A 23,000-nucleotide genomic window follows, 5' to 3' on the forward strand; every position below is an offset into this window, starting at 1 on the left:
GATGAGACCGCGAACGTTGCTCGCCGTGGCAAGTTGCGGTGTGGCGCTCTGTGGTTGCCACGAGAATACGGCGGCGCCAGTCGTACACGTCACCGCCGTGACGCTGCAGGCTCGCGGCGATTCGCTGTTTCTGGGGCGCGCCATGCGATTGAATGCGGCGGCCATCGGCGATTCCACCATCGGCACGGCGCCGCGTTTCATCTGGACCAGTTCCGACACGAACGTGGTCGTCGTCGATTCGCTGGGCACGGTGCTTGGCGTCGGCGTCGGCACGGCGACGGTGCGTGCGGAGCTTCAGGGGCAGCGGGCACAACGCGCAGTGCGCATCGTGCTGCAACGCGCCGATGGGGGGGTGACGTTCACCGATGGCTCGGCGAACGACAGCAGAAGTTGTGCGCTGGCGTCGGGCGTCGTCTACTGCCGCGCTGCTCCAACAGCGGCCGACTCGACGCCATTGTTGGTCCGGATGCCCGGCGCGGCGGGACTCTCGTTCACAGCGGTGGAAGGTAGCCTGCACGCGGCCTGCGCTCTCAACGTGGACGGTCGTATCATGTGCTGGGGCAACAATGGCCACTATATTTTCGGGCGTGCAGGCACGGTGGCCGCCGACACAGGACCGGTCGCCGTCAGCACGGCGCGCCGGTTTTCGAGCTTCACGCATGGCGGTCACGCGCAGACCTGCGGCGTGGATCGTACGGATGGCATTGTGTACTGCTGGGGGCACAACGATGGCTATCAGCTTGGCCGAGGCTTTCTGAGTGCGCAGGATTCCACACCGGCACCGGTTGGAGGGAATCTCCGGGGAGCCGCTGTGAGCACGGTGAACTTCTCGACCTGTCTCTTGGACCCCGTTGGCGCCGCATTTTGCGCGGGGAGCGCCAACGTCAACCGATCACGGCTTGGTATCGACGAGACTGGCCTCCCGGCGGAAGTCCCGATGCCGGTCACCGGCGGTTTGCTATTCAAACGCCTGTCCGCAGGCGACAGCGGGGTCTGTGCCATTTCCAAGTCCGATGATGCCTTCTGCTGGGGACTCAACAGCAGTGGCCAACTTGGAATCGGCTCCACCGTCAACCCGCCGACTGGCCCTCAACAGGTGCTTGGGGGGTTGAAGTTTTCCCTGATCGCCACCGTGTACCGCTCATCCACCTGCGGCATTACGCTTGAGGGCGACCTGTATTGCTGGGGACAGTTTGCCCCGATCGTGATTTCGAGTCGTTTGGGAGAACGAGCCCTTCGCCCATATCACCGGATCAAGGGCATCAAGTTCAAATCGCTTACGAAAAGTGAGTTTGCCGCGACGTGTGGAGTAACAACCGACGGACGGGTGTATTGCTGGAACTGACATCAACAGGTTCGGACGAACGCCATTGGCCACTGAGGACCACACCGTGATGCCTTCCAACGCCGACGTCGTCATCATCGGCGGCGGAATCATGGGCGCCAGCACCGCGTACCATCTCGCCAGGCGTGGCGGTAGCAGCGTCGTCCTGCTCGAATCCGAATCAATGTTCGGATTAGGCTCCACCGGCCTCAATGCCGGCGGCATGCGCTACCAGTTCGGCGCGGCCGTGAACATCGCGCTCTCCACGCTCAGCATCGGCATGATGGAGCGATTTGCTGACGAGATGGATCAGGCGGTGGGACTTCGTCGCTGCGGCTATCTGTTCATGCTCGACAACGACGCCGATATGGCGCAGTTCACGCGCAATGTCGCCCTGCAGAACGGGCTGGGCGTTCCCAGCCGAATGGTGAGCGCGGCGGAGATTGCCGAGTTGGCACCAGAAGTGGAACTCAGCGGCATTGTCGGCGGCAGCTGGTGCGCGCGCGATGGACTGGTGGATCCCAACAGCCTGCTGCAGGGCTATGTGTCCAACGCCAGACGCTTCGGGGCCACGCTCGTCAATTGCGCCAAGGTGACGGGTATCGATGTCGCCGCCGGGCGCGTCACGCGCGTGCATTCAACGGCCGGCGTCATCGAGGCGAAGCAGGTGGTGATCGCCGCCGGCGCCTGGTCAGCGCAGGTCGGGGCGCTGGTTGGCGTGGACATCCCCATTCGGCCCATTCGCCGACAGATTGCCGTGACCGCGCCCATCGCGAATCTCCGCAAGGATTTTCCGTTCGTCATCGACTTCTCGCAAGCGCTGTACTTTCACCGTGAAGGGAATGCGATTCTCACGGGCATGTCAAATCGGGATGAACCGGCTGGCTTTGACACCAGCGTGGATGAAGGGTGGCGCCTGACCCATCTGGAGCAGGCCATGCAACGCCTGCCGATGCTGTCCGATGCCAGCATCGCGGCCGACTGGGCCGGATTGTATGAAGTCACGCCCGACGATCAACCCATCCTCGGCCCGATTCCGTCAGTGGATGGGCTGTACCTCTGCGCCGGATTCAGCGGGCATGGTCTGATGCACGGTCCGGCGGCGGGGCTGTTGATGGCCGAGGAGCTGCTGGACGGACGCGCGCACACCATCGACATCGACCCACTGCGGTGGCGAACCTTTGGTGCCGGTGACGCGGTTGGCGAATACAACGTCGTCTGACTGCACGTCAGCACGTCAGAGCCATGTTCGCCACCCGATCCATCCGTTGACCAGCAGGTAGGTGGCCGCCACCACGTTGAGTCCTGCAACCGCGCGTACCGACCACCGCGACACCAGCGCCCATCGGCTTGGTGATGCCGGCACCCGAACGGCAACCCACGCGCACAGCAGTGCCAGAAATCCAAACAGCATGCCGATAACCCAGATCGACACACTGATGGGCGTGGGATTGCCCAGCGTCTGAACACTTTCAATGCCCACGCTGAAGAGCGCGATCTGCACAACCACCAGCGAGGCCGCAGCTGCGGCGATTCGCCACGCGGGCGCCGTCGAAGCCCTGTGCACGGATCGACGACGGACGCGCCGAATCATGAAGCGCAACGCGCCAAAGGCCATCGCCACGCCGGAGAGGCACAGCCCGGCGATCCACACTACCGCGACGGCAAAGCGGCCCACGCCGTCCACGGCCGTCACGCGGGCCATCGATACGCCGAGCGTCGCGCCCACCCACTCAATACCCTCGGCGCGTCCGTTTGCGTCGTCGCGAACGAACACCAATGTGGCCTCCGATTGACCCGGCTGACGAAACCGAACACTGTCAACCGCCACGAAGTCGATGGCATCGCCAAGTATGGGCTTGAGCCGCATCGTACTGTCGCGAAACGTCACGTGCACGATGCCGGGAATGCGCTCGATCACATACAGATGCTGGGTTCTCGGCGATACACCGCGATACCAACCAGTGAAGCGCGCGGATGTGCTGGCAGGCGCCGTGACCACGGCAGGCGGCGGCGGTGGAACAATACCCTGGGTGAGAAACGCCCGCACCAACCGCGTGATCAGGCCAAACGCTTCGCCGTTGGCGGCGTTGATCTGGAATGCGTAACCCACGCCGAAGCCTGGCAGATAGCTCATGTCGGAAAGGCCGCCGTCCACGGCGCCATTGTGCCCCGTCCATGAAAACCCGGTGGTGTCCGCGGTGTGGTACAGGTGCAACCCGTAACCAACGGCGAGGCCGGTGCGTGCCGCCATCGATGACGCTGATCGTTCCATGCGCTCGATTGACGTCGATGGCAGCAGTGCTTTGCCATCAATTGTTCCGCGTCCGAGCAGGAATCGCACATAGGCCGCCATGTCGTGCGATGACGCATTGATGCTGCCCGCAGGACGCACGAAGACATGCCAATATGGAACCGGAGATGTGCCATCGGCACGATAGAGTGTGGCGGCGCTCACCTTCGTGCTGTCTGGACGGAAATACGTGGCCGTCTTCATCCCGATTGGGGTGAACCATCGGTCTTGCACCACCTGCTCGAACGGTTTGCCCTCAATGCGCTCGATGATCAGCGCCACGATGGCCGGTCCCGTGTTGCAGTACGAGAAGCGCGTCCCGGGGCGCCAGCGCGACACGCGCGTGGCCGAGTCCAAGGCCAGGCCAGCGGGCAATGGCAGTGGAACGGGATTGCTGTTCGCGTACGACTTGAGTGAGTTGTCATCGAATCCGCTGGTGTGCTCCAGCAGATGCACGATGCGCACCGGATCGGTGGACTCCCACGGGTTCTCGAAATAAAACCCCGGGAGCGCCTGCGACAGCGGCTGGTCAAGCGACAGTCGCCCCTCGCGAACCAGCGCTTGCACCGTGAGCGCCACGAACGCCTTGGACGTGGAGCCGATGCGAAACAGCGTCGAATCCGTGGCCTTGACTGTCGGCGCAACCCGCGCGCGCCCTAGGCCGCCGGTGTAGATGACGCTGTCGTGACGCACAATGGCGAGTCCGATACCCGGCACCTTGGCGCTGTCGAGCACTCGCTGAATGCGCGACTCCAACTCGGCAATCGTCCGAGGTGCGACGAACTTCGGCGTACTGTCGGCGGCGGTGGCGCTGACGGCGGCGAACAGCGCGACAAGAATCGAAGAGGCTGACATATGTCGAGTGTCGAGGGGTCACCGCGCGGCGGCGTGCGCCGTCACGAACGATTGGTGCGCATGAAGGGGGGGCGGCGCGGGCGGCTCACGCTGCCCCAATATGCGGTGCCGCGACGTTCCAGTGCCAGCGGGCGTTGGCGAACCTGCTGATTCGAGCCGATATTGCTGGATCCCATGTCGTGCGTCCGCCTGACGACCATCTCCGGAGAGCCATGTTCACGCGCCATGCTGCCCTGCTTGCTCTTGTCGTGTCTGCATCGCTGTCCCCCCGGTCCCTGCGCGGACAGTCGCTTGGGACCACCGCCGTTGGCCTCATCGCCGGCGTGTCTCGCACGACGCTGGGGGGAAAGGATGTAGCCGCCGATATCGAGAGTCGCACCAACGTGCTCGCGGGATTGTCATTCGTGCATGCAAACTCGGCGAGACTCCACGTCGAGGTGGACGGGCTGTACGCCCGAAAAGGGTTTCGTTCCCCCGGGGCCACCAGCACGTTCGACTTCACGGCCACCTATCTCGAGGTGCCGTTGCTGCTGCGGCTCAACATCGCACCCGAGAGGCAGCTGCGTCCGTTTGTCGCCGGCGGTACGGCGGTGAGCGTGCGACTTGGGTGCCGAGGGGTTACCACGTCGTCGACTGGTTCAGTCACGCTGTCATGCGACAATCTCGTGGCGCGCAGTGGTCTCGACGTGAACAAGACCGACGTCGCCGCCGTTCTGGGTGGCGGTGTGGAATTCCCGGTCGGCGCCGCACAACTCACGCTGGCCACGCGCTACACCATGGGGTTTTCCCGCGTGATCGGCGGCAACGACAACTACAATCGGGCGCTGAGTTTCTACGTGGGCCTTGCCAAGGCGCGACGCGAGTAGGCGGTGAACGTCGCCCTGAAATGCCTGCTGGGTTGGAGCATCTGGCTGGGTGCCGCTACCGAGCTGTCGGCCCAGCACGTTGGCGGCTCGTATGCCAGAACGGCGTCGACGGTGGATTGGCAGTATCCCGCTCCGCCCGCTGGCTGCGATTCCTGCATTTCCGATGCCGAACCGAACGCCGGTCGCCACGCCACGGCGCTCGGAATTGTGGCACAATGGCACGTGGACCGGTGGTTCGGCGCTGCATCGGAAATCCGGTTTACGCCGAAGGGATTTGCGGTATCGCAGCCGACGCTCGCCGTAGACTATCTAGAAATCCCCTTGCTCCTTCGCGTTGGCAGACTCGTGCACCAAAGTGTCACCGTCTCGCCGTTTGCCGAGGCCGGTCCGGCGATCGCCTTTCGCACCACATGCCGGGTGCGATACAACAGCACCTCAGAGGGATGCTACAATGGCGCGGCGTTTGGACAGGATTGGCGTATCCGCCGACTGGATGTAACAGCCGTGGCTGGAGTGGGCGTCGCCCTGCATGTGCACGGCAATCTGCTGATGGCCGGTGAACGCGTGGATTGGGGACTGCGCCACATTGGTGGCGCCGAAGGTGTGCCCACAAAGCACCGGTCCCTCTTGACCTATGTGAGTTGGATGGTTCCGCTCCCCTGACTCGCCAAACTGCGCTCGCCTGTCACAACATCACCGCCAACCGCCGCTTACATCGAGTGTACGGAATCGTTCAGCTGACATGGCGTCGCGGGTTTCGCCCTTTACAGTGGCGGCGAGGGCAGCGAAGATGTTCGCGGCAAGCGCAGACTGAATCCTCGATGGAGAACCGCGTGTCCCGGATTGACGCCAGACTGAAGGAACTTGGCCTGATTCCTCCCGTCACCGCTTCCAGATGCCGCCGGGTGGTGCTGCCCTTCCCCTGGGTTCGGATTGTTGGCCGACGAGCGATTTTTTCCGGACATGGCCCGACCAACACCGATGGTTCGCTGGCGACTCCATTGGGCAAAGTCGGCAGCGAAGTATCGCCGGAACAGGCGTATGCTGCGGCGCGCCTGACCGCCTTGGCGATTCTCGGCAGCCTTCGCCGCGAACTGGGCGATCTTGACCGCATTGCTGCTTGGACCAGAGTGTTTGGCATGGTCAACTCCGCGCCGGGGTTCAATCGGCAACCGGCAGTCATCAACGGGTTCACCGACCTGATTCTCGAGGTGTTCGGCGCGGCGATCGGCGCGCATGCCCGAAGTGCGGTGGGGCTGGCGGAACTCCCGTTCAACATCCCCGTCGAAATCGAAGGTGAGGTCGAGATCGTCCCGCGGTGAGTGGCATCCCGTCGTAGCTGGAATTGGCGCTTGCGGACCGCTACCGATTGGAGCGGGTGCTTGGCGTGGGCGGCATGGCCACGGTGTATCTGGCTGAGGATCTGAAGCACCATCGTCGCGTGGCGGTGAAGGTGCTGCGGTCGGATGTGTCCATGGCGTTGGGGGTGGAACGGTTTCTGCGCGAGATCGAGACGACGGCGAATTTGCGACACCCGCACATTCTGCCCCTCTACGACTCGGGCGAGGCGGCCGGCGCGCTGTTCTATGTCATGCCATACATCGAGGGCGAGTCGCTGCGCGACCGACTTGATCGCGACAAGCAGTTGCCGATTGCCGACGCGCTGCAGATCACGCGTGAAGTTGCCGATGCACTGCAGTACGCGCACGGGCGTGGCGTAATCCATCGCGATATCAAGCCGGAGAATGTGCTGCTCGAAGGTGGCCATGCCGTGGTGGCGGACTTTGGCATCTCCAAGGCCATTCAGGCGGGTGCTGGCCCCGCGCTTACGGAGACCGGGCTGGCCATCGGTACCGTGCGTTACATGAGTCCCGAGCAGGCGTCGGCCGAGTCGGACCTTGATGGTCGCAGCGATCAGTATGCGTTGGCGTGTCTGTTGCACGAAATGTTGTCCGGGCAACCACCATTTACGGGGCCGACGGCGGAAAGCGTAGTGCATCAACATCTGGTGGCCACACCGCCGCCTCTCACGCAGTTCCGACCAAATGTGCCGGCCGACATCGTGACGGCGGTGCAGCGGGCGTTGGCCAAGACGCCAGCCGATCGATTCAGTGGGGTTCAGCAGTTTTCCGAAGCGCTCCGCTCAATCACGGGTCCGACACCGGCCCGGACCGTGAAGCATTCGCTGCGTATCCTCGCCGCCGTCACGGCCATCGTGGTAGTCGCCGCAGTCATGACCACCGTGTGGTGGCGCGGCCGGCGTGATACCGCGCCGATGTCCGTGCTCGGTCGCAATATGCAGATCACGCGGGAGTTCGGTCTCGAGCTCGATCCCGCGCTGTCTCCCGATGGACAGTTCGTCGCATACGCCGCGGGTCCAACCACGCATCTGCAGCTGTTTGTCCGTCAGGTTGCGGGCGGACGCACGGTCCAACTCACCACGGACTCGACGCAGAACAATCGTTGGCCCCGCTGGTCGCCGGACGGCACACGCATCGCGTATCAGTCCAACGACGGCGTCTATCTGGTCCCTGCACTTGGCGGCGCGCCCCGACTGCTGGCCCGGGCGCCAAACGATGCCGCCAAACTCGGTGCTGCGTTCACGTCATTGCTTGGCCTGACGTGGTCGCCTGACGGCCGGCGCATCGCGTTCGCTGCGAGTTCGTTTGGACGACCTCTGCTCCACGTGATAAGTGTTGAAGGCGGAGACGCGACCACACTGGCCGCGCCTCCCGAGGTGAACTCCCCCGCGTGGTCGCCGGACGGGCGACACATCGCCGTGGTGTCCGGCAACATCACGTTCACGTTTGGCACGGTGTATCTGGGGAACGTGGGGGCGTCATCGCTGTTCGTGATTCCCGTCGCCGGTGGTGCACCGGTGCGCGTGACCGATGCATCGAGCCTGAACAGCAGTCCGCAGTGGTTGCCGGACAGTCGCTCGCTGGTGTTTGTATCCGACCGCAGCGGCAGTACGGATATTTTTCGCGTCGGAGTTGACGGCGACGGCGCGCCCGCTGGTACGGCGGAGCGTGTGACCGCAGGCCTGAGCCCGCACACCATCGCGATGGCGGCCGACGGCGTGCACCTGGCCTACGCGCAGCTCAAATCCACGTCCAACATCTGGTCCCTGCCGGTGCCGCGTGCTGGTCCTGTCAACGCACGCAACGCGGTGCCCATCACCACTGGCAACCAGTTCATCGAGAACCTCGACGTGACGCGCGACGGCGCGTGGTTGGTATTCTCCTCCGACCGCAACGGACTGACCGCCATCTACAAGGTGCGCAGCGCGGGGGGAGAGCCGACGCAACTGACGACGGATTCTGTCGGGAGTTTTGCACCCGCCTTTGCGCCCGACGGGACACGCATCGCCTTTCACCAGATTCTGCGCAGCGGCCATCGGCAGATAGTCGTCATGAATGCCGACGGCACGGACCGCAACCAGCGACTCGAGCCGCTGGATCAAGCGCTGGTGCCAACGTGGTCGGCAGACGGTGACACGTTGGCCGTGCAGACCGCCCTCACGGGAAACCAGGTAGTTGGCCTGATGACGTCTGGTGGCGCAAGCCACATACGCCGGTTGCCGCTGGATGTTGGCGGTGACATGGTGGTGTGGTCACCCGTCGCGTCGGAGCTTGCCTATCATGCGTTCGACGGGATTCGCATCATCCCCGTGGCGGGCGGCGCGTCGCGCTTGGTGGCCAGCAATGCGACCGATCACATGGAGGCATTCGCCGCCGCCTGGTCGCCTGACGGCGCGATGCTCTACTACCTCGCACGCCGTCCAAACGGCTACGCGATCCGCGCCATTGCGCGCTCGGGCGGCGCGAGTCGGCTGCTGGTGCAGTTTGAGGATCCGGCGCACCAACCGGCCCGTTACGGGTTTCGCACCGATGGTCGTCGGTTCTATCTCACCATGGGCTCGCAAGAGAGCGACGTGTGGGTGCTGGAGCTCGGACGTCGCTGACGCGCGCACGCCCGCATCGGGTGCCAACCCAGCCCGGAGCGCACTACGGCACCAGCGAACGAACAAGATAGAATTGTTCCTGACGCGGACGGAAAAACCGGTAACCCTCTGCCGTGAGATAGGCGTCGTCTTCAAGCATGATGAACACCTTGCGGCCGCCCCATTCGGGCACCGCCGTGGCCGCGTTGAGCTCCACCGACAGATACGATCCCAGGCGCAGGCGCGCGTTCTGCGTGGTGGTGTCGCTGCGCAGCGGACTGCGGAAATCGATCGATGACCCGAGTCCGTGTCCCTGATTGCCAATCGGGTGCGAGTAGATCATCGCCTCGATGCCCTGCTGCTTCATCTCGGCCATCACGCCGTTGAAGACGCTGCCACCCGTCATGCCGGGGCGAGCAACGCGCTGGGTGAGCGCATCCTGCAGCGCGTTGGCGTTGGCCATGGCCTTCTTGAGCCCCGTCGGCGCGTCGCTCTCGCCGGGCTGCAAGAGGTAGCCCATCTTCTGCCAATCGGTATCGAAGCCCATGTAGCTGATCCCGAAGTCGATGTGCACGACATCACCAGGCCGCAGCACGGTTGGTTCCGGCGCCACCGCCAGAAAGCCGCGAGACGTGGCGACTTCGCCCACCGCGCGTTGCACGCGCAGGTCTGGTTGAAACCAGGTGCGAACGCCGGCGGCGCCAAGCATGTCATAGAGCGCGCGTCGGACATCGCCAACGGTGGTCTTGCCCGGCGTGATCACTGCGTTCGACAGGGCGCGCTTCACGATGGCCTCCGTCACCGTCACCGCCGTGCGATAGTGCTCCAACTCCTCGGGCAGGCGCGTGTCGAGGTATTCCTGTGTCAACTCCGCAGCACTGACGAACGTTTTCTCGGCCTCCGGTCCCAGCGTTTCGGCGAGAAACCGATAGGCATCGAAACCCAGTGAGCGCGTCTGGCCGCGCGTGCCCTTGATGGCGAGGCCGATGGAGAGCGGCTTGTACTGCTGATACAGATCGCGCAACGTGGCCGCGGGCGGACGCGGTTCGGTGAACGGGGCGTCGAAGAAGCGGGCGAGGTTCTCCTCGGTGTAGCCGGTGATCGCAAACTTCCTGAGCCGCGCCTCGCCGGCATAGATGAATACGAAGAGGTCGCGGTTCCCCGTGTAGGGGCGCGGCGGCGCGATGAATGGCGTGATGGGATCGTCGTGGAACTCCTCGTTCACCACAATCCACATCCCGATGTTGTGGCGGCGCATCATCGGCAGCAGCATCGTGTGCCGTTGCGAGAGCCAGCGTTCACGCACCTCGATCTGCTGCGACCAGGACAGCAGGGCGTCGGCTTCGGGAACGCGCGCGCCCTTGGGCGGCTGCGCGGGCAACGAGGACGTGGCGAGGGCGACAGCGACGGCACAGGTAACGGAGAGCATGCGGCGCATAAGCAGGACGGGAGGCGAGACCACCGTGACGTTGAGGACAGTAACGTAGCCCGGATTGCGCGCGGGGGGACAGGGCGCCATCGTCGAGGTGGCGCCGACTTTGGCATTTCGCTTCCCATCAGGCGCGCCCCTCTCTTTCTTCCAGGCCGACTGATGCGCCGTATGTTGCTCGCGGGTTCGCTGTGGTGTTCACTGTCACTCGGCGCTCAGCCGGGACCCATCACCGCCATTCGCGCGGACCGCGTCATTGTCGGCGACGGCACCCAGATCGCGAATCCGGTGGTGATCGTGCAGGGCGAACGCATCGTGGCGGTCGGCCCCTCGGGCCAGGTGCGTATTCCGACCGGTGCGAAGGTGCTGGATCTCACCGGCTATTCGCTCATGCCGGGCTTCATGGATGCGCACACGCACCTGACGTCAATCGACAACGACGGCGGTGATCTTGCCGTGCTGAAGGAGACGGCGGCACACGGGGCGATCTACGCGACCATCAACGCCAAGAAGACCCTCGATGCCGGCTTCACCACGGTGCGCGAGGCCGGGTCGACGGACTACGTGGACGTGGTCGTGCGCGACGCCATCGCGCGCGGCCTCATTCCCGGGCCGCGTATCCACGCCTCAGGCCTCGCACTCGGCAGCACGGGCGGTCACGCCGACGTGAACGGATGGAGTTCCAATCTTTTCATCCCCGGCACCGGGGCGATTGTCGACGGCGCCGATGCGATTCGAAAACAGGTGCGGCTCAACGTGAAGTACGGGGCGGACCAGATCAAGATCGTCGCCACCGGCGGCATTCTATCCGTTGGCGATGCAGTGGGTGCGGCGCAGTTCGATGCCGATGAACTGCGGGCGGCCGTCGAAGAAGCGACGCGACTTGGCCGACGCGTCATGGCGCACGCGCACGCGGGCGACGGCCTCAAGATGGCGGTCAACGCGGGGGTGGCCTCCATCGAGCACGGCAGCCTGGTGGACGATGAAGCGATTGCGCTTATGAAGGCACGCGGCACGTATCTGGTGCCCACGCTCATCATTCTCGAGGAGATTGTCACCGACGGCGCGCGCAAGGGCGTTCCGGCCAATTCCATTGCGAAAGCGAAAGCCATTGCCGTGGAGCGCCGAGTGCGGTTGCGCGCAGCCTACCAGAGCGGGGTGAAGTTTGCCCTGGGCACCGATGCCACCAGCGACATCCATGGTCGCAACGGTGAGGAGTTCAAGTACATGGTGGACATCCTTGGCGCCACCCCGATGGACGCCATCACCATTGGCACGATGAACGCCGCCACGCTGATTGGTGTCGAGAAGGACCTCGGGAGCGTGACAACCGGAAAACTGGCTGATCTCGTTGCCGTGAAAGGCAATCCGCTCACGGACATTGGACTCTTGGCGCACGTGCAGTTCGTCATGAAGGGCGGCGTGCTGATCAAGGGCCCCTGAACGCCGTCCGCGCTGCCAGTTCCGCGCTCAGTCGAAGCGCCGTGGGTGTCGTCGCCAGTCCTCCCTCCGCCGTACACCGGTGCTCACGAGGCATCCGTTCGGCTACGCGCTTCGCGGCGTCGACCACCTCGTCGAACGGGATCATCGCGTTGAACCCGGCCAGCGCCATGTTGGCGCAGGACACGGCATTGCTGGCGGCAATCACGTTCTTGCCGAGACACGGGATCTCCACGCGCGCCGCCACGGGATCACAGATGAGGCCAAGCATGCTTTGCAGGGCCATCGAGGCCGCACTGGTGGCTTGGGTGAGCGTGCCGCCGGCCAGCGTGACGAGCGCCGCGGCCGACATGGCCGCGGCGGATCCGCCTTCGGCCTGACAACCACCGACTTCCGCGGCAAAGGTCCAGGGGCCTGCGATGAACACGCCTATGAGGCCGGCGGCGAGCATCGCGCGTGCCATGTCGTCTTCGGTGAGGTGCATCTCCTCGGCCACCGCAATACACGACGCCGGCAGCGCCGCGCACGCACCCGCTGTTGGGGCGGCGACGATGACGCCCATGGAGCTCTTCACCTCCATGAGCGCGGTGGTGTAGAGCACCGTGCGATTGAGCACCCCCGTGTTCAGCAATCCGCCGCGGTTCATCGTGTCGGCGAACATCCCGGATTGATGCCCCAGCAGTCGATCGTGGTACTCCGTACCGGCGACGCCTTCGGCAATTGACTTGCGCAAGATACGCACGATGTCGAGCATCATGCCGTGTACGGCCTCGTCGGACAGTGCGCCACGGGCCTTTTCATACTCCACCGCCCACTGCCACAGCGGCATTTCGCGTCCCGCATCGTACGCCAGCAGTTCGTTGCATGTGCGAAACGGCAGAACCGCCTCGGGATGCGACATCACCGGCAGCACCGGCTGCAGCACGCGACCGCCGATGTTCACGCGCGCGCCGCCGTCCAGTGACACGCGCTGTCCGTCGATATCGAGCACCTCAATCATGCCGCCACCGGTGGAGATGGCGATCATGGTGTGTCGCTCGGTCGCGTTTGAGAGCGTGAGGCGGTACGTGTTCGGATGCGGGTCGTGGCAGTCGATGTAGCGGATGTCCACGACGACCCCGGCCTCCCGCAGATGCGTCGGCGACAACGGCAGCCGCTCGTCGGCCGCATCCCATCCCAGCAGGCCGCCGAAAAGCCCCATATCGGAGCCTTGGCTCTGATGCGTATTGGGGAGCGAGCCGTTGCGGTCGAATTCGATGAGCACGTGATCGATCGTGCCGCCCATCAGGTCACGCCCCAACCGTCCGATACGCAGCGCGGCGGCACAGTGTGAGCTTGAGGCCCCGCGCATGACGGGACCGATCACATCATTGAAGATGCTGATCACGCTCACTCCACCTTGGTGACGCGAGTGTCCGGGTCGCGCTCCACCACGATCGTGAACTCTTTTGTGAGCGCCACAATGCCGGCCACGGCCGCCCAGAACGGCGCCAGAAACGCACCGGCCAGACCCGCGCTGAGTGGCATGTCGATGAGCGTGCGACCGGTGGCGTTGCGCACAATAATGCGCCGCACGTTGCCTTCCCGAATCAGTTGCTTGAGCGTCGACTTGAGTTTGTCGCCCGCCACCTTGATTTCGTCCATGGTCACCTCGCTGCGGGTGTGGCCATCGGTCGAGTGTGCGTTGGACACGCCGACCGGCCGATGCGGCACACGACAAGCTACGGGGGCGTGGTGGTATCGGGAAGGACAGCAGTGGTTGGTGCGTGTACCCGTGCTACCGCGGCCCAAGCGCCTCGTCGAAGTACGCCACGACATCGATACGCAGCGGCTCGCTCGCCCCTTCCGGATGCCAGTCCAGTTCCGATTCGGTGACGAGGTCTTCCGCGTCGCGGCGAACGACACAAATGCTCCGGCTCCAGCGGTCGACAATCCAATACTCGCTTACGCCGACGCGCAGATAGAACCCGCGCTTCTGCTCGTGGTCACGCCGACGTGTGGTACGCGAGAGTATCTCCACCACCAGTGACGGCGTGGGCATCTGCTCCCACGTCTCCGGCAATGTGGGTGTCGCCGGGCGCACCATGAGATCGGGTTCCACTTCTGATCCATCGGTGCGAACCACCGCCCGCGGCGTGTAGACATATCCAAGCCGCTGCGCCCACACATATGGCCCGAGAAACCTGTGCAACACCGCCGAGAGCCGTTCATGCGCCGGGGATGGTGCCGGCGTCACAAACAGCTCACCGTCAATGAGTTCGTACTTGTTGCCGTCGTCCGGCAGCCGGTCAAGCTCGGCCAGCGTCCAGGCGCTTGTTGAAACAGCCATGAGCATATTCCGCGTGTCCTCGGCGATTGGGGTCCGTTGCGCATGAGGCGAAGATGCGCACGGTCGCCGAAGTGTCCGTCACCATTTTCACTCGCCCCGTCCCCGAACGTCGCCAGCCTCCGGACGCTACGCTCGGCGCCGCTGCCGAGTCAATACCGGGGCAGCTGGCACGGTCCTCGTTTCGAGCGCCTTTGCCACGAGCGCATCCAGGTGATCATCTGGCTGATGGGCTGCCCGAGGCACTATCTTGGGGAGATGCCCCGCCTCTTTGACGCCGAAGGCAACCCTTCGGTCCGCCCCTGGGTGTGGGCCGGTTTTGTTGCCGCGCTGGCCCTGCTCGCGGTGCCCCCCAGGGCGTCGGCTCAGCGCAATCTGGACGCGAGCGCAGCTACGGCGGCCGAGCCCGGCAGTCGCCGCACCATGGTCCGCGAACCATCGGGCAAGGTCACGGTGCGTGCCACGCCACTGTCCGCGCCGGTCACGTTTGATGGCGCAGTAGACGAGGCGATGTACCGCCTCACCGAGCCGTACACCGACTTTGTGCAGCAGGAGCCACATGAAGGTGCGCCGGCGACCGAGCGCACCGAGGCGTGGATTTTTTTCGACGACAAGTACATCTACGTCGCCGCGAAACTTTACGAATCGCACCCCGAACATCGCGTCGCCAATGACATGCGTCGCGACGCCCCCAACCTGTACAACAACGATCATTTGGCGGTGATGTTCGACACGTTCAATGATCACCGGAACGCGTATGGCTTTACGACCAACCGGCTGGGCGCGTTGTTTGACTTCTACGCCACCAACGAACAGCCCAGCGGGACGTGGAACGGCCTCTGGGAGGCGCGCGCCCGTGATTTCGACGGCGGCTGGAGTATCGAAATGCGGATTCCTTTCCGCTCGATCCGGGTCAAAGACCAGAGCCAGGTGTGGGGCGTCAATTTCCGGCGCATGGTGCGCTGGAAGAATGAAACGTCGTTCCTGAGCGCGGTACCGCGTTCGTGGGGCCGACGCGCCCTCACCAAAGTGTCCAACGCCGCGACGCTGCTGGACATCGTGCCGCCCAAGAACGGGCTGAATCTCGATGTGAAGCCGTATACTCTCGGCTCGCTGCTCACCAACCGTTCGGCCTCTCCGTCCGTCGCCAACAAGCGCGACGGCAACGCCGGGATGGACGTCAAATGGGGCATCACGTCGCAAGTGATCGCCGACCTGACCTATCGCACCGATTTCGCCCAGGTTGAAGACGACGACTCGCAAGTCAACCTCACGCGTTTCTCGTTGTTCGTTCCCGAGAAGCGTGAATTTTTTCTCGAAGGTCAGGACGCCTTTGCCTTTGGAGGCACCGGCGGAGGTGGATCGGGTGGCGGCTCCAGTGGAGGATTCAATGCCACCGGCGTGGGCAACACCACCGATCTCTCTCCTATTCTGTTCTATAGCCGGCGCATTGGCCTGACCGGGAACATGATTGCCCCCATTGTCGGTGGCGCCCGCGTACTCGGACGCGCGGGCGGTTGGCAGGTGGGCGCGCTCAGCATGCGCACCGAGGAAGCACCGACGGCGTCTGCACCACCGACCACGTTTTCTGTACTGCGGCTGAATCGGGAAATCGGTCGGCGCAGTCGTATCGGCCTGTTGGCCACCAGCCGTGATCCCATGGCGGACACCAGCAACGTGGTGGGCGGTGTCGATGCGCAGATCAATCTCCGCGACGACATCGCGATCACGGGCTTTGCGGCACGCAGCAAGACGGCCGGCCAACCCGGCGATGAATCCAGCTATCGCGGCAAGTTCGACCTGAACGCCGATCGCTACGGACTGCTGCTGGAACATCTGTTTGTGGGCAACGGCTTCGACCCCGGCGTCGGCTTCCTGCGTCGATCGGCGTTCCGCCGCTCGCTGGCGCTGGCACGCCTGAGCCCGCGTCCCGCCCACATCGCGTCGGTGCGTCGGTTCACGTATCAAGCCAGCGCCGACTACATCACAGATTCCATCGGGCGCGCGCAATCCGAGGAATTCAAGGGCGCCTTCATCACGGAGCTGTCGAACGGTGATGTATTCAACGCCGAAGTATCACAGGCCTTCGAACGCCTCGACCGCCCGTTCGCTGTCGCGCGCGGGGTGACGGTCCCGGTTGGCAGCTATCGCTACAACGTGGCGCGTGCGACGTACACGCTGGGCACGCAGCGGCCGGTGAGCGGCGCCTTGGTGCTTGCGCGCGGCAGCTTCTACGATGGGACGCTGTCGGAGATGACCTGGCGCGGGCGCGTGGACGTCTCACCACGGCTGGTCGCCGAGCCCACGGTGTCGTACAACCGGATCAGTGGACCATTCGGCCAGGGCGAATCGAATCTGATCGGTTCACGACTCACCTACACCATGAGTCCGCGCATGTTCGCCGCGGCGCTCGTGCAGTATCAGTCGCGCACGCAATCGATGACCACCAACGTACGATTGCGCTGGGAGTATTCACCGGGCAGCGAGCTGTTCATCGTCTACAGCGACGGTCGGCTGACCGACGGTCCGGGCTTTCCGGCGCTCGACAACCGATCGATTATCGTGAAGGCCACGCGACTGTTTCGCTGGTAGGCGGCAGGCGCTCCGCCGCCTTAGTTTTCCCGGCATCGAAACGCGGCGCGCTGCCCGCCGTAGGGCAGCGGACGGCCCGACAAACGCCCTTCCCTTCACCATCGAATCCGATGCATTCCCTCTCCTTGCGAACTGTGGCGGCCATCGCCGCCGTGGCGGCACTCGCCGCCTGTGCCCCCAAGGCCAAGCCCAACACCGCCCCGACGCCAGCCAGCGACCCCCGAAACAACCTCAAGGCGGGACTGTTCGACGCCGGCGAATACACGTCGAATCTCAAAGTGGTCGCCAAGGCCGTTTCGCCAAAGGGTTTCCTGGGCGAAACCAACTCCGACCTGGCCTTCACCGGCAACTACGTCATTCAGGGCAATTACAACGGACCGGTGGTGTGGGACATCAGCAATCCCGCGCAGCCAAAGCTCGTGGTGGCCTACGAGTGCCCCGCGTCGCAGAACGATGTGTCGGTGTACAAGAACCTGATGTTCATGTCGGCCGAAGCCATGAACGGGCGAGTGGATTGCAAACCGGGCGGTGTGAAAGACGTGGTAAGCAAGGACCGCGTGCGCGGTGTGCGCATCTTCGACATCACCAACATCCGCGAGCCCAAGCTCGTGGCCAACGTGCAGACGTGCCGCGGTTCGCACACGCATACCGTGCTGGAAGATCCGAAGGACCGCGACAACGTGTACATCTACGTGTCAGGGTCGTCGGGTATCCGGCCGGCCGGTGAACTGGCCGAGTGCGTCGCGGCCCCCAGCAGCGAAGCCAACTCATCACGCCTGCGCATCGAGATCATCAAGGTGCCACTGGCCAATCCGTCCAAGGCCGCCGTGGTGGGACGCGCGAACATCTTTGCCGGTTTGGGCGCGCCCACCAGCCATGGCGCGTCGCCGGCCGACAAGGCCGAGCTGGACGCGGCCAAGGCCAAGGGGGCGTTCACGATCATGATCCCGGCGATGAACGAAGAAGTCGTACTCCCTAATCAGTTCGTGAAGCCGGTGATTGACAGCATCATGAAGGCCCGCAACGCCACGACACCGAACGCGGCCGACACGGCGGCGGCAAGGCCGATCGTCAACGCCACCGTACAACGCATGATTGCCGCGCAGGGGCATGGGCGCCCCGGCGGCAAAGAGCACCACCATCAGCGAAGGGTCGCAGTGCCACGACATCACGGTGTATCCGTCCCTCGGGTTGGCCGGCGGTGCCTGCGAAGGCCACGGCATCCTGCTCGATATCAGCAACCCGGTAAACCCGGTGCGTCTCGATGCCGTGGCCGATTCCAACTTCGCCTACTGGCACTCGGCCACGTTCAACAACGATGGTACCAAGCTGCTGTTCTCCGATGAGTGGGGCGGCGGTGGTGCGCCCAAGTGTCGGCCGCTGGACAAACCCGAGTGGGGTTCGGACGCCATCTTCGAGATTGTGAACAAGAAGCTGGTGTTCAAGAGCTACTACAAGATTCCCACGTACCAGACGTCGAACGAAAACTGCGTGGCGCACAACGGCTCATTGATTCCGATTCCGGGTCGCGACGTGATGGTGCAGGCGTGGTATCAGGGCGGCATTTCGGTATTCGACTGGACCGACGCCGCGCACCCGAAGGAAATCGCCAGCTTCGATCGCGGGCCGGTGGACGGCACGCGCATGGAAATGGGCGGATCGTGGTCGGTGTACTGGTACAACGGCAACATCGTGAGCTCGGAAATCGCCCATAGCATGGACATGGCGCAATTGGTGCCCAGCGAGTTCATCTCGCAAAACGAGATCGATGCGGCGAACACCGTGAAGTGGGACTTCCTCAACGCGCAGGGTCAGCCGAAAATCGTGTGGCCGCCCAGCTTCTCGCTGGCCAAGGCGTATACCGATCGGTTGGAGCGCAAACGGTGTGTGAGTGCGTCGAAGATCAGCGACATTCGCGCGCAGATTGCCGGTGCGGAAAAGGGCAACAGCGGCGCGCGCAATGCCGCGTTGGGCAAACTGGTGACCGATCTCGAGGGCAGCCGCAGCTGTGATCCCAGCAAGGTCGACTTGCTGAAAAAGGTGCTGCAGGACCTGCGATCGCCGGCCATGTAGGATGCGACGGGGGCGCCGGCGTCTGCGCGCCGGCGCCCCGTCAGCGCAGTGCCGCGATGGCGATGCGTCTATCGCGATACGGTGGTGGTGTACACCACGCCGTCCGGGGTGTCGCCCGCCGGCACATAGCCCACCACGGCGCGAGTTTTCATGTCGATGATGGCGACTCGGGCCTGCGTGCTGAGCGACAGGAACACGTACCGCGCATCGGGGGTGATCGTGATCCCCTGTGGACCGGCTCCGGGCAAGGCAAGCCGTGAGATCTCGCGCCGAGTTACGCGCTCGATGAACCGCACCTCGTGGTTGCGAAGATCCGGAATCACGACGGTTTTCACGTCGGGCGTGAACAGGACGCGATAGGGCCAGCTGACGCCCTCCGCGGCTGACGTGAGCGTACCGGTTGACAGTTCGAGCACGCTGACGCGCCCGGTGGCGTTGCTGCCAACCCACACCTCTGCACCGTCCGGGGTCACGTTGATGGCCTCAGGCTGCGCTGGCACCTCGAAACTCCGCACAAACGTCCAGGACTTGAGATCGAATTCGGACACCGAGTTGCCGCCAATGTTGCCGGTATATCCGCGCGCGCCGTCGGCCGTGATACCGATCATGTGCGATCCGGCGAAGTTGGTGGGAATGGCGCGTCGAACCGCACCGGCGGAGACGCTGACGATCACCACATTCCGACTCGCCTCTGACGTCACGGCAACCAGGCTATCGCCGGGCAGGAACCTGATCCCGTGCGGCGAGCGGTAGTCTCCCAGATCGATGGTGCGCACAACCCGCCGTCCCGGCACATCGATCACGCTCAGCGTTTTGCGAGTTCCCACGGGGCCGGAGTAGTCGGTGACCACGGCCGTCGCCCCGTCAGTGCTGAGCGCGATTTCATGCGGACCAGGTCCCGTGGGGAGCGTGGCCAACGTGCGACCCGAGGCCACGTCAATGATGGTCGCGGTGGAGGGCGATTTATTCGTCACGACCAGCGTGCCGGTAAGGCCGGGCACCTGAGCCCTTCCTGCGGTCGCGAGCGACGCGACCAGCGCGACGGCCCAGGTCAACGGTATGCGGCGAGCACGGTCCATGCGATAGGCCTCAGCGTGAAGGGACGGCGTGATGATACCCGCTGGTTGGTCGAGGCACCATGCCACGACCGCTCCATTGCCAGGACGGCGCCGCAAGCGCATCCTGTCGGGTATGAGACCTCGCCATGTTGCGTTTGTCCTGTGCGTCGCCATCGCGCTCACCGCAGTTCCGGCGACTGCGGATGCCCAGGTGCCGTCCCCGATCACCATCCGGGCCGGCACGCTCATTGACGGACGTGGTGCCATCCGTCGAAACATGGTGGTCACCGTCAGCGGCGCGCGCATCCAACGCATCGCGCCCTACCAAGCCGGAATGGTCATCTCGCATGATCTCTCGGCGTACACGCTGCTGCCGGGATTCATCGACACGCACGTGCACATCGATTCGCACTTCGGCCGTGATGGTCGCGCCCAGAACCAGGGGGAGTCCGCCACTCAGCGACTGCGGGCCGCGACGGACAACGCCTATGTCACGCTCGCGGCGGGATTCACCACCATCCAGTCACTCGGCGCGGCCAGCGATACCGCACTCCGTTCGTTGATCGAACGCGGTGACGCGTTCGGGCCACGCATCATCTCGTCGATGGGATCGTTCAGCGACACCACTCGCACGCCGGAACAGGTGCGCGCCTGGGTGCGTGAGCAAGTGGCAAGCGGTGCCGACCTGATCAAGATTTTCGCCAGCAAGAGTATTCGCGAAGGCGGCGGCCAGACGCTGTCCGATGCACAAATCGAGGCTGCGTGCAGCGAGGCCAGGGCGTTGGGCAAGCGCAGCTGGGTGCACGCCCATGCGGCGTCCGCCGTTCGGGCGGCCGCCGACGCCGGGTGTTTTGCGGTCACGCATGGCAGCCAGGTCACCAACGCCGAGCTCGCGCTGATGGCCGCCAAGGGCACGTACTTCGAGCCGAACATCGGGCTTGTGTCCCAGAACTACCTCGAGAACAAGTCGCGATATCTGGGAATCGGCAACTATGACGAAGCCGGTTTCGCGTTCATGCAGGACGGAATTCCGCGCAAACTCGAGATGTTCCGCCGGGCCATGACGGTGCCCGGACTCAAGCTCCTTGCCGGCACGGACGCCACGGCGGGCGCGCACGGACAGAACGCCCGCGAAGTCGTGTATCGCGTGCAAGTCGCTGGCCAGTCGGCCATGGACGCGATTCTCTCCATCACGTCACGCGCGGCGGAGTCACTGGGCTTGTCCACGCGGATCGGCCGCATCGCCATCGGATACGACGCCGACCTCGTGGCGGTTGCCGGCGATCCGCTGCTCGACATTGCGGCGCTGCAGCGGGTGGCGTTCGTCATGCGAGGCGGCGCCGTGCTGAAGGGCTTGTCGCCGCAATTCAAGAACCTCCAGCCTCAGGTATTTGCCGACGGGGCAACTCTGGCCAACGCCTTCGCCGATTTCGATGGCGACGGTGACGCGGACCTGTTTGTTGGTTTCAATGGTGCGGCCAACCGGCTGTACCGCAACGACCGAGGGCTGTTCACCGATGTGGCGGGACCGGCCGGCGTAGCCGATGCGCGCGCCACGCGTGCCGTCGCATGGAGCGACTACGATCAGGACGGCGACCCCGATTTGCTGGTGGGATTTGCCCCAGGTGACGCATCGGTGATCAAACTGTATCGCAACGATGCCGGTCGATTCACCGACGTGACGGCGACCGCGGGGCTTGGACGCGATTCGGCCGCCGTGCGTCAGTTCTCGTGGATCGACTTCGACGGTGACAACGATCTCGATCTGTTCGTCGCCTTGCGCGACCGTCCCAACCTCATGTTTCGCAACGACGCCGGACGTTTCACCGACATCGCCGGCACGATTGGACTGGCCGACTCTCGGCGAAGCGTGGGCGCGGTGTGGTTTGACTACGACGCCGACGGTGACCTCGATCTCTACGTAGCCAATCAGGACGGGGACAAGAACGGCCTGTTCCGCAACGACGCGGGTCGGTTCACCGATGTGGCTGACGCGGCCGGCGTGGCGTGGGCAGGTCGCACACCCAACGACGCCACCAACGGCACGGTGCGCCCCTGCACGGCCGATGTCGACGGTGATGGTCGACTCGATCTGTTCGCTGCCAACTACGGTCGCAATGGACTGATGCTCAATCGCGGCAACGGACGGTTTGAGGATGCATCGGTCTCGTGGGGCGTGGCCATGGATGCCCGTTTCGATGCCTGCGCCTTTGAGGACTTTGACAACGACGGACGCATTGACCTGTACGTGAACGGCACGGTGACCGGCGGCGTGAGTTATCGCGACTACCTGTATCGCAACACCGGGCATTCGCTCGAACCTGTGACGCCGGATAACCTCTCCGCACTGCCGGCTGACCACGGCGTGCAGTGGGCCGATGTCGACGGTGACGGCGCAATGGACCTGGCGCTCACCGGCACCGCCGAACAAGGCATCCATGGTGTCTGGCGAAATATGCTGGACGCGGGCGCCGCCAGGCGTTCGCTTGCGGTCCAGGTGTCGGACGCGGCCGGGCGGCATACGCGCGCTGGCGCCGAAGTCCGCGTGTATGCGGCGGGAACGCGTCGCGTGCTTGGCGTTCGCATGCTGGACACAGGATCCGGTTATAACGCACAGAACGATTTGCCCGTGCACTTCGGCCTGCCAACGCGCGGACGGGTGGACATCGAAGTGATCTGGCCGGCAGCCGGAAAGCGGAATTCGACGGTCGTGCGCGGTGTCGACGCCGCCGCATTCAGCCACGGGGTGCTCAAAGTGACAGTCCGATAATCGTCTATGCAGGACGGAACCATGACCGGGG

Annotated in this window: 15 protein-coding genes and 1 pseudogene; 10 read left to right on the forward strand and 6 right to left on the reverse strand. The window is 64.3% G+C overall.

Annotation, left to right across the window (positions count from 1 at the left end):
- Nucleotide 1: 1 nt before the first annotated feature.
- Together IPP90_10695 and IPP90_10700 are read left to right on the forward strand one after the other, a co-directional pair.
- Nucleotides 2–1,345, forward strand: a complete 1,344-nt coding sequence (locus tag IPP90_10695) for a hypothetical protein (GenBank protein MBL0171181.1) — start codon at nucleotides 2–4, stop codon at nucleotides 1,343–1,345.
- A 46-nt stretch (nucleotides 1,346–1,391) separates the two neighbouring features.
- Nucleotides 1,392–2,546, forward strand: coding sequence for an FAD-binding oxidoreductase (locus IPP90_10700; GenBank protein ID MBL0171182.1), 1,155 nt, complete (start codon nucleotides 1,392–1,394; stop codon nucleotides 2,544–2,546).
- A gap of 15 nt (nucleotides 2,547–2,561) precedes the next feature.
- On the opposite strand, the gene IPP90_10705 is transcribed toward IPP90_10700, so the two are convergent.
- Nucleotides 2,562–4,472 carry a serine hydrolase gene (locus IPP90_10705; protein ID MBL0171183.1) on the reverse strand — a complete coding sequence of 637 codons (1,911 nt, stop codon included), beginning with the start codon at nucleotides 4,470–4,472 and terminating at the stop codon, nucleotides 2,562–2,564.
- Between the two features lie 212 nt (nucleotides 4,473–4,684).
- On the opposite strand from IPP90_10705, the gene IPP90_10710 reads away from it, so the two are divergent.
- The 4 genes from IPP90_10710 to IPP90_10725 all read left to right on the forward strand — a co-directional run bounded on the left by IPP90_10710 (nucleotide 4,685) and on the right by IPP90_10725 (nucleotide 9,302).
- Complete coding sequence (locus IPP90_10710) at nucleotides 4,685–5,338, forward strand: PorT family protein (GenBank protein MBL0171184.1); 654 nt, start codon at nucleotides 4,685–4,687, stop codon at nucleotides 5,336–5,338.
- Nucleotides 5,339–5,341: 3 nt separating this feature from the next.
- The gene (locus IPP90_10715; protein MBL0171185.1) at nucleotides 5,342–6,001 is read left to right on the forward strand and encodes a hypothetical protein; all 660 of its coding nucleotides are present in this window, start codon (nucleotides 5,342–5,344) and stop codon (nucleotides 5,999–6,001) included.
- 170 nt (nucleotides 6,002–6,171) lie between these two features.
- Nucleotides 6,172–6,660: a RidA family protein gene (locus IPP90_10720; GenBank protein ID MBL0171186.1), complete on the forward strand. Its 489-nt coding sequence runs from the start codon at nucleotides 6,172–6,174 to the stop codon at nucleotides 6,658–6,660.
- Between the two features lie 23 nt (nucleotides 6,661–6,683).
- On the forward strand, nucleotides 6,684–9,302 hold the full coding sequence (locus IPP90_10725) for a serine/threonine-protein kinase (GenBank protein MBL0171187.1): 2,619 nt from the start codon (nucleotides 6,684–6,686) through the stop codon (nucleotides 9,300–9,302).
- Between the two features lie 43 nt (nucleotides 9,303–9,345).
- On the opposite strand, the gene IPP90_10730 is transcribed toward IPP90_10725, so the two are convergent.
- Nucleotides 9,346–10,710, reverse strand: coding sequence for an aminopeptidase P family protein (locus tag IPP90_10730; GenBank protein MBL0171188.1), 1,365 nt, complete (start codon nucleotides 10,708–10,710; stop codon nucleotides 9,346–9,348).
- A gap of 162 nt (nucleotides 10,711–10,872) precedes the next feature.
- On the opposite strand from IPP90_10730, the gene IPP90_10735 reads away from it, so the two are divergent.
- Complete coding sequence (locus tag IPP90_10735; protein MBL0171189.1) at nucleotides 10,873–12,153, forward strand: amidohydrolase family protein; 1,281 nt, start codon at nucleotides 10,873–10,875, stop codon at nucleotides 12,151–12,153.
- Here the strand turns inward: IPP90_10735 and IPP90_10740 are convergent.
- From IPP90_10740 to IPP90_10750, 3 genes are all read right to left on the reverse strand, one after another.
- Nucleotides 12,140–13,501: an L-serine ammonia-lyase, iron-sulfur-dependent, subunit alpha gene (locus IPP90_10740; GenBank protein ID MBL0171190.1), complete on the reverse strand. Its 1,362-nt coding sequence runs from the start codon at nucleotides 13,499–13,501 to the stop codon at nucleotides 12,140–12,142. The genes IPP90_10735 and IPP90_10740 overlap by 14 nt on opposite strands.
- Before the next feature lie 38 nt (nucleotides 13,502–13,539).
- A complete protein-coding gene (locus IPP90_10745; protein ID MBL0171191.1) occupies nucleotides 13,540–13,842 on the reverse strand; it encodes a DUF4342 domain-containing protein in 303 nt (100 codons plus the stop codon).
- A gap of 85 nt (nucleotides 13,843–13,927) precedes the next feature.
- Complete coding sequence (locus tag IPP90_10750; GenBank protein ID MBL0171192.1) at nucleotides 13,928–14,479, reverse strand: Uma2 family endonuclease; 552 nt, start codon at nucleotides 14,477–14,479, stop codon at nucleotides 13,928–13,930.
- 255 nt (nucleotides 14,480–14,734) lie between these two features.
- Here IPP90_10750 and IPP90_10755 point away from each other — a divergent pair, with 255 nt between their 5' ends.
- Entirely contained in the window at nucleotides 14,735–17,068 is a 2,334-nt protein-coding gene (locus IPP90_10755) for a carbohydrate binding family 9 domain-containing protein (GenBank protein MBL0171193.1), read from the forward strand.
- Nucleotides 17,069–17,178: 110 nt separating this feature from the next.
- Nucleotides 17,179–19,141 (forward strand): annotated as a pseudogene (locus IPP90_10760) (hypothetical protein).
- Between the two features lie 68 nt (nucleotides 19,142–19,209).
- On the opposite strand, the gene IPP90_10765 reads toward IPP90_10760, so the two are convergent.
- Nucleotides 19,210–20,220: a YncE family protein gene (locus tag IPP90_10765; protein MBL0171194.1), complete on the reverse strand. Its 1,011-nt coding sequence runs from the start codon at nucleotides 20,218–20,220 to the stop codon at nucleotides 19,210–19,212.
- Between the two features lie 112 nt (nucleotides 20,221–20,332).
- Between IPP90_10765 and IPP90_10770 the strand changes: the two genes are divergently transcribed.
- Nucleotides 20,333–22,969 (forward strand): VCBS repeat-containing protein, encoded by a 2,637-nt coding sequence (locus IPP90_10770; GenBank protein ID MBL0171195.1) that lies wholly within the window; start codon nucleotides 20,333–20,335, stop codon nucleotides 22,967–22,969.
- Nucleotides 22,970–23,000: the final 31 nt, after the last annotated feature.

The organism is Gemmatimonadaceae bacterium (assembly GCA_016720905.1).
Classification (GTDB): Bacteria; Gemmatimonadota; Gemmatimonadetes; order Gemmatimonadales; family Gemmatimonadaceae; genus Gemmatimonas.

Coding starts and splice junctions, on each gene's coding strand:
- IPP90_10695 (MBL0171181.1), top strand. CDS start 2: ATGAGACCGCGAACGTTGCTCGCCGTGGCAAGTTGCGGTGTGGCGCTC.
- IPP90_10705 (MBL0171183.1), bottom strand. CDS start 4,472: ATGTCAGCCTCTTCGATTCTTGTCGCGCTGTTCGCCGCCGTCAGCGCC.
- IPP90_10710 (MBL0171184.1), top strand. CDS start 4,685: ATGTTCACGCGCCATGCTGCCCTGCTTGCTCTTGTCGTGTCTGCATCG.
- IPP90_10730 (MBL0171188.1), bottom strand. CDS start 10,710: ATGCTCTCCGTTACCTGTGCCGTCGCTGTCGCCCTCGCCACGTCCTCG.
- IPP90_10735 (MBL0171189.1), top strand. CDS start 10,873: ATGCGCCGTATGTTGCTCGCGGGTTCGCTGTGGTGTTCACTGTCACTC.
- IPP90_10740 (MBL0171190.1), bottom strand. CDS start 13,501: ATGCGCGGGGCCTCAAGCTCACACTGTGCCGCCGCGCTGCGTATCGGA.
- IPP90_10750 (MBL0171192.1), bottom strand. CDS start 14,479: ATGGCTGTTTCAACAAGCGCCTGGACGCTGGCCGAGCTTGACCGGCTG.
- IPP90_10755 (MBL0171193.1), top strand. CDS start 14,735: ATGCCCCGCCTCTTTGACGCCGAAGGCAACCCTTCGGTCCGCCCCTGG.
- IPP90_10765 (MBL0171194.1), bottom strand. CDS start 20,220: ATGGACCGTGCTCGCCGCATACCGTTGACCTGGGCCGTCGCGCTGGTC.
- IPP90_10770 (MBL0171195.1), top strand. CDS start 20,333: ATGAGACCTCGCCATGTTGCGTTTGTCCTGTGCGTCGCCATCGCGCTC.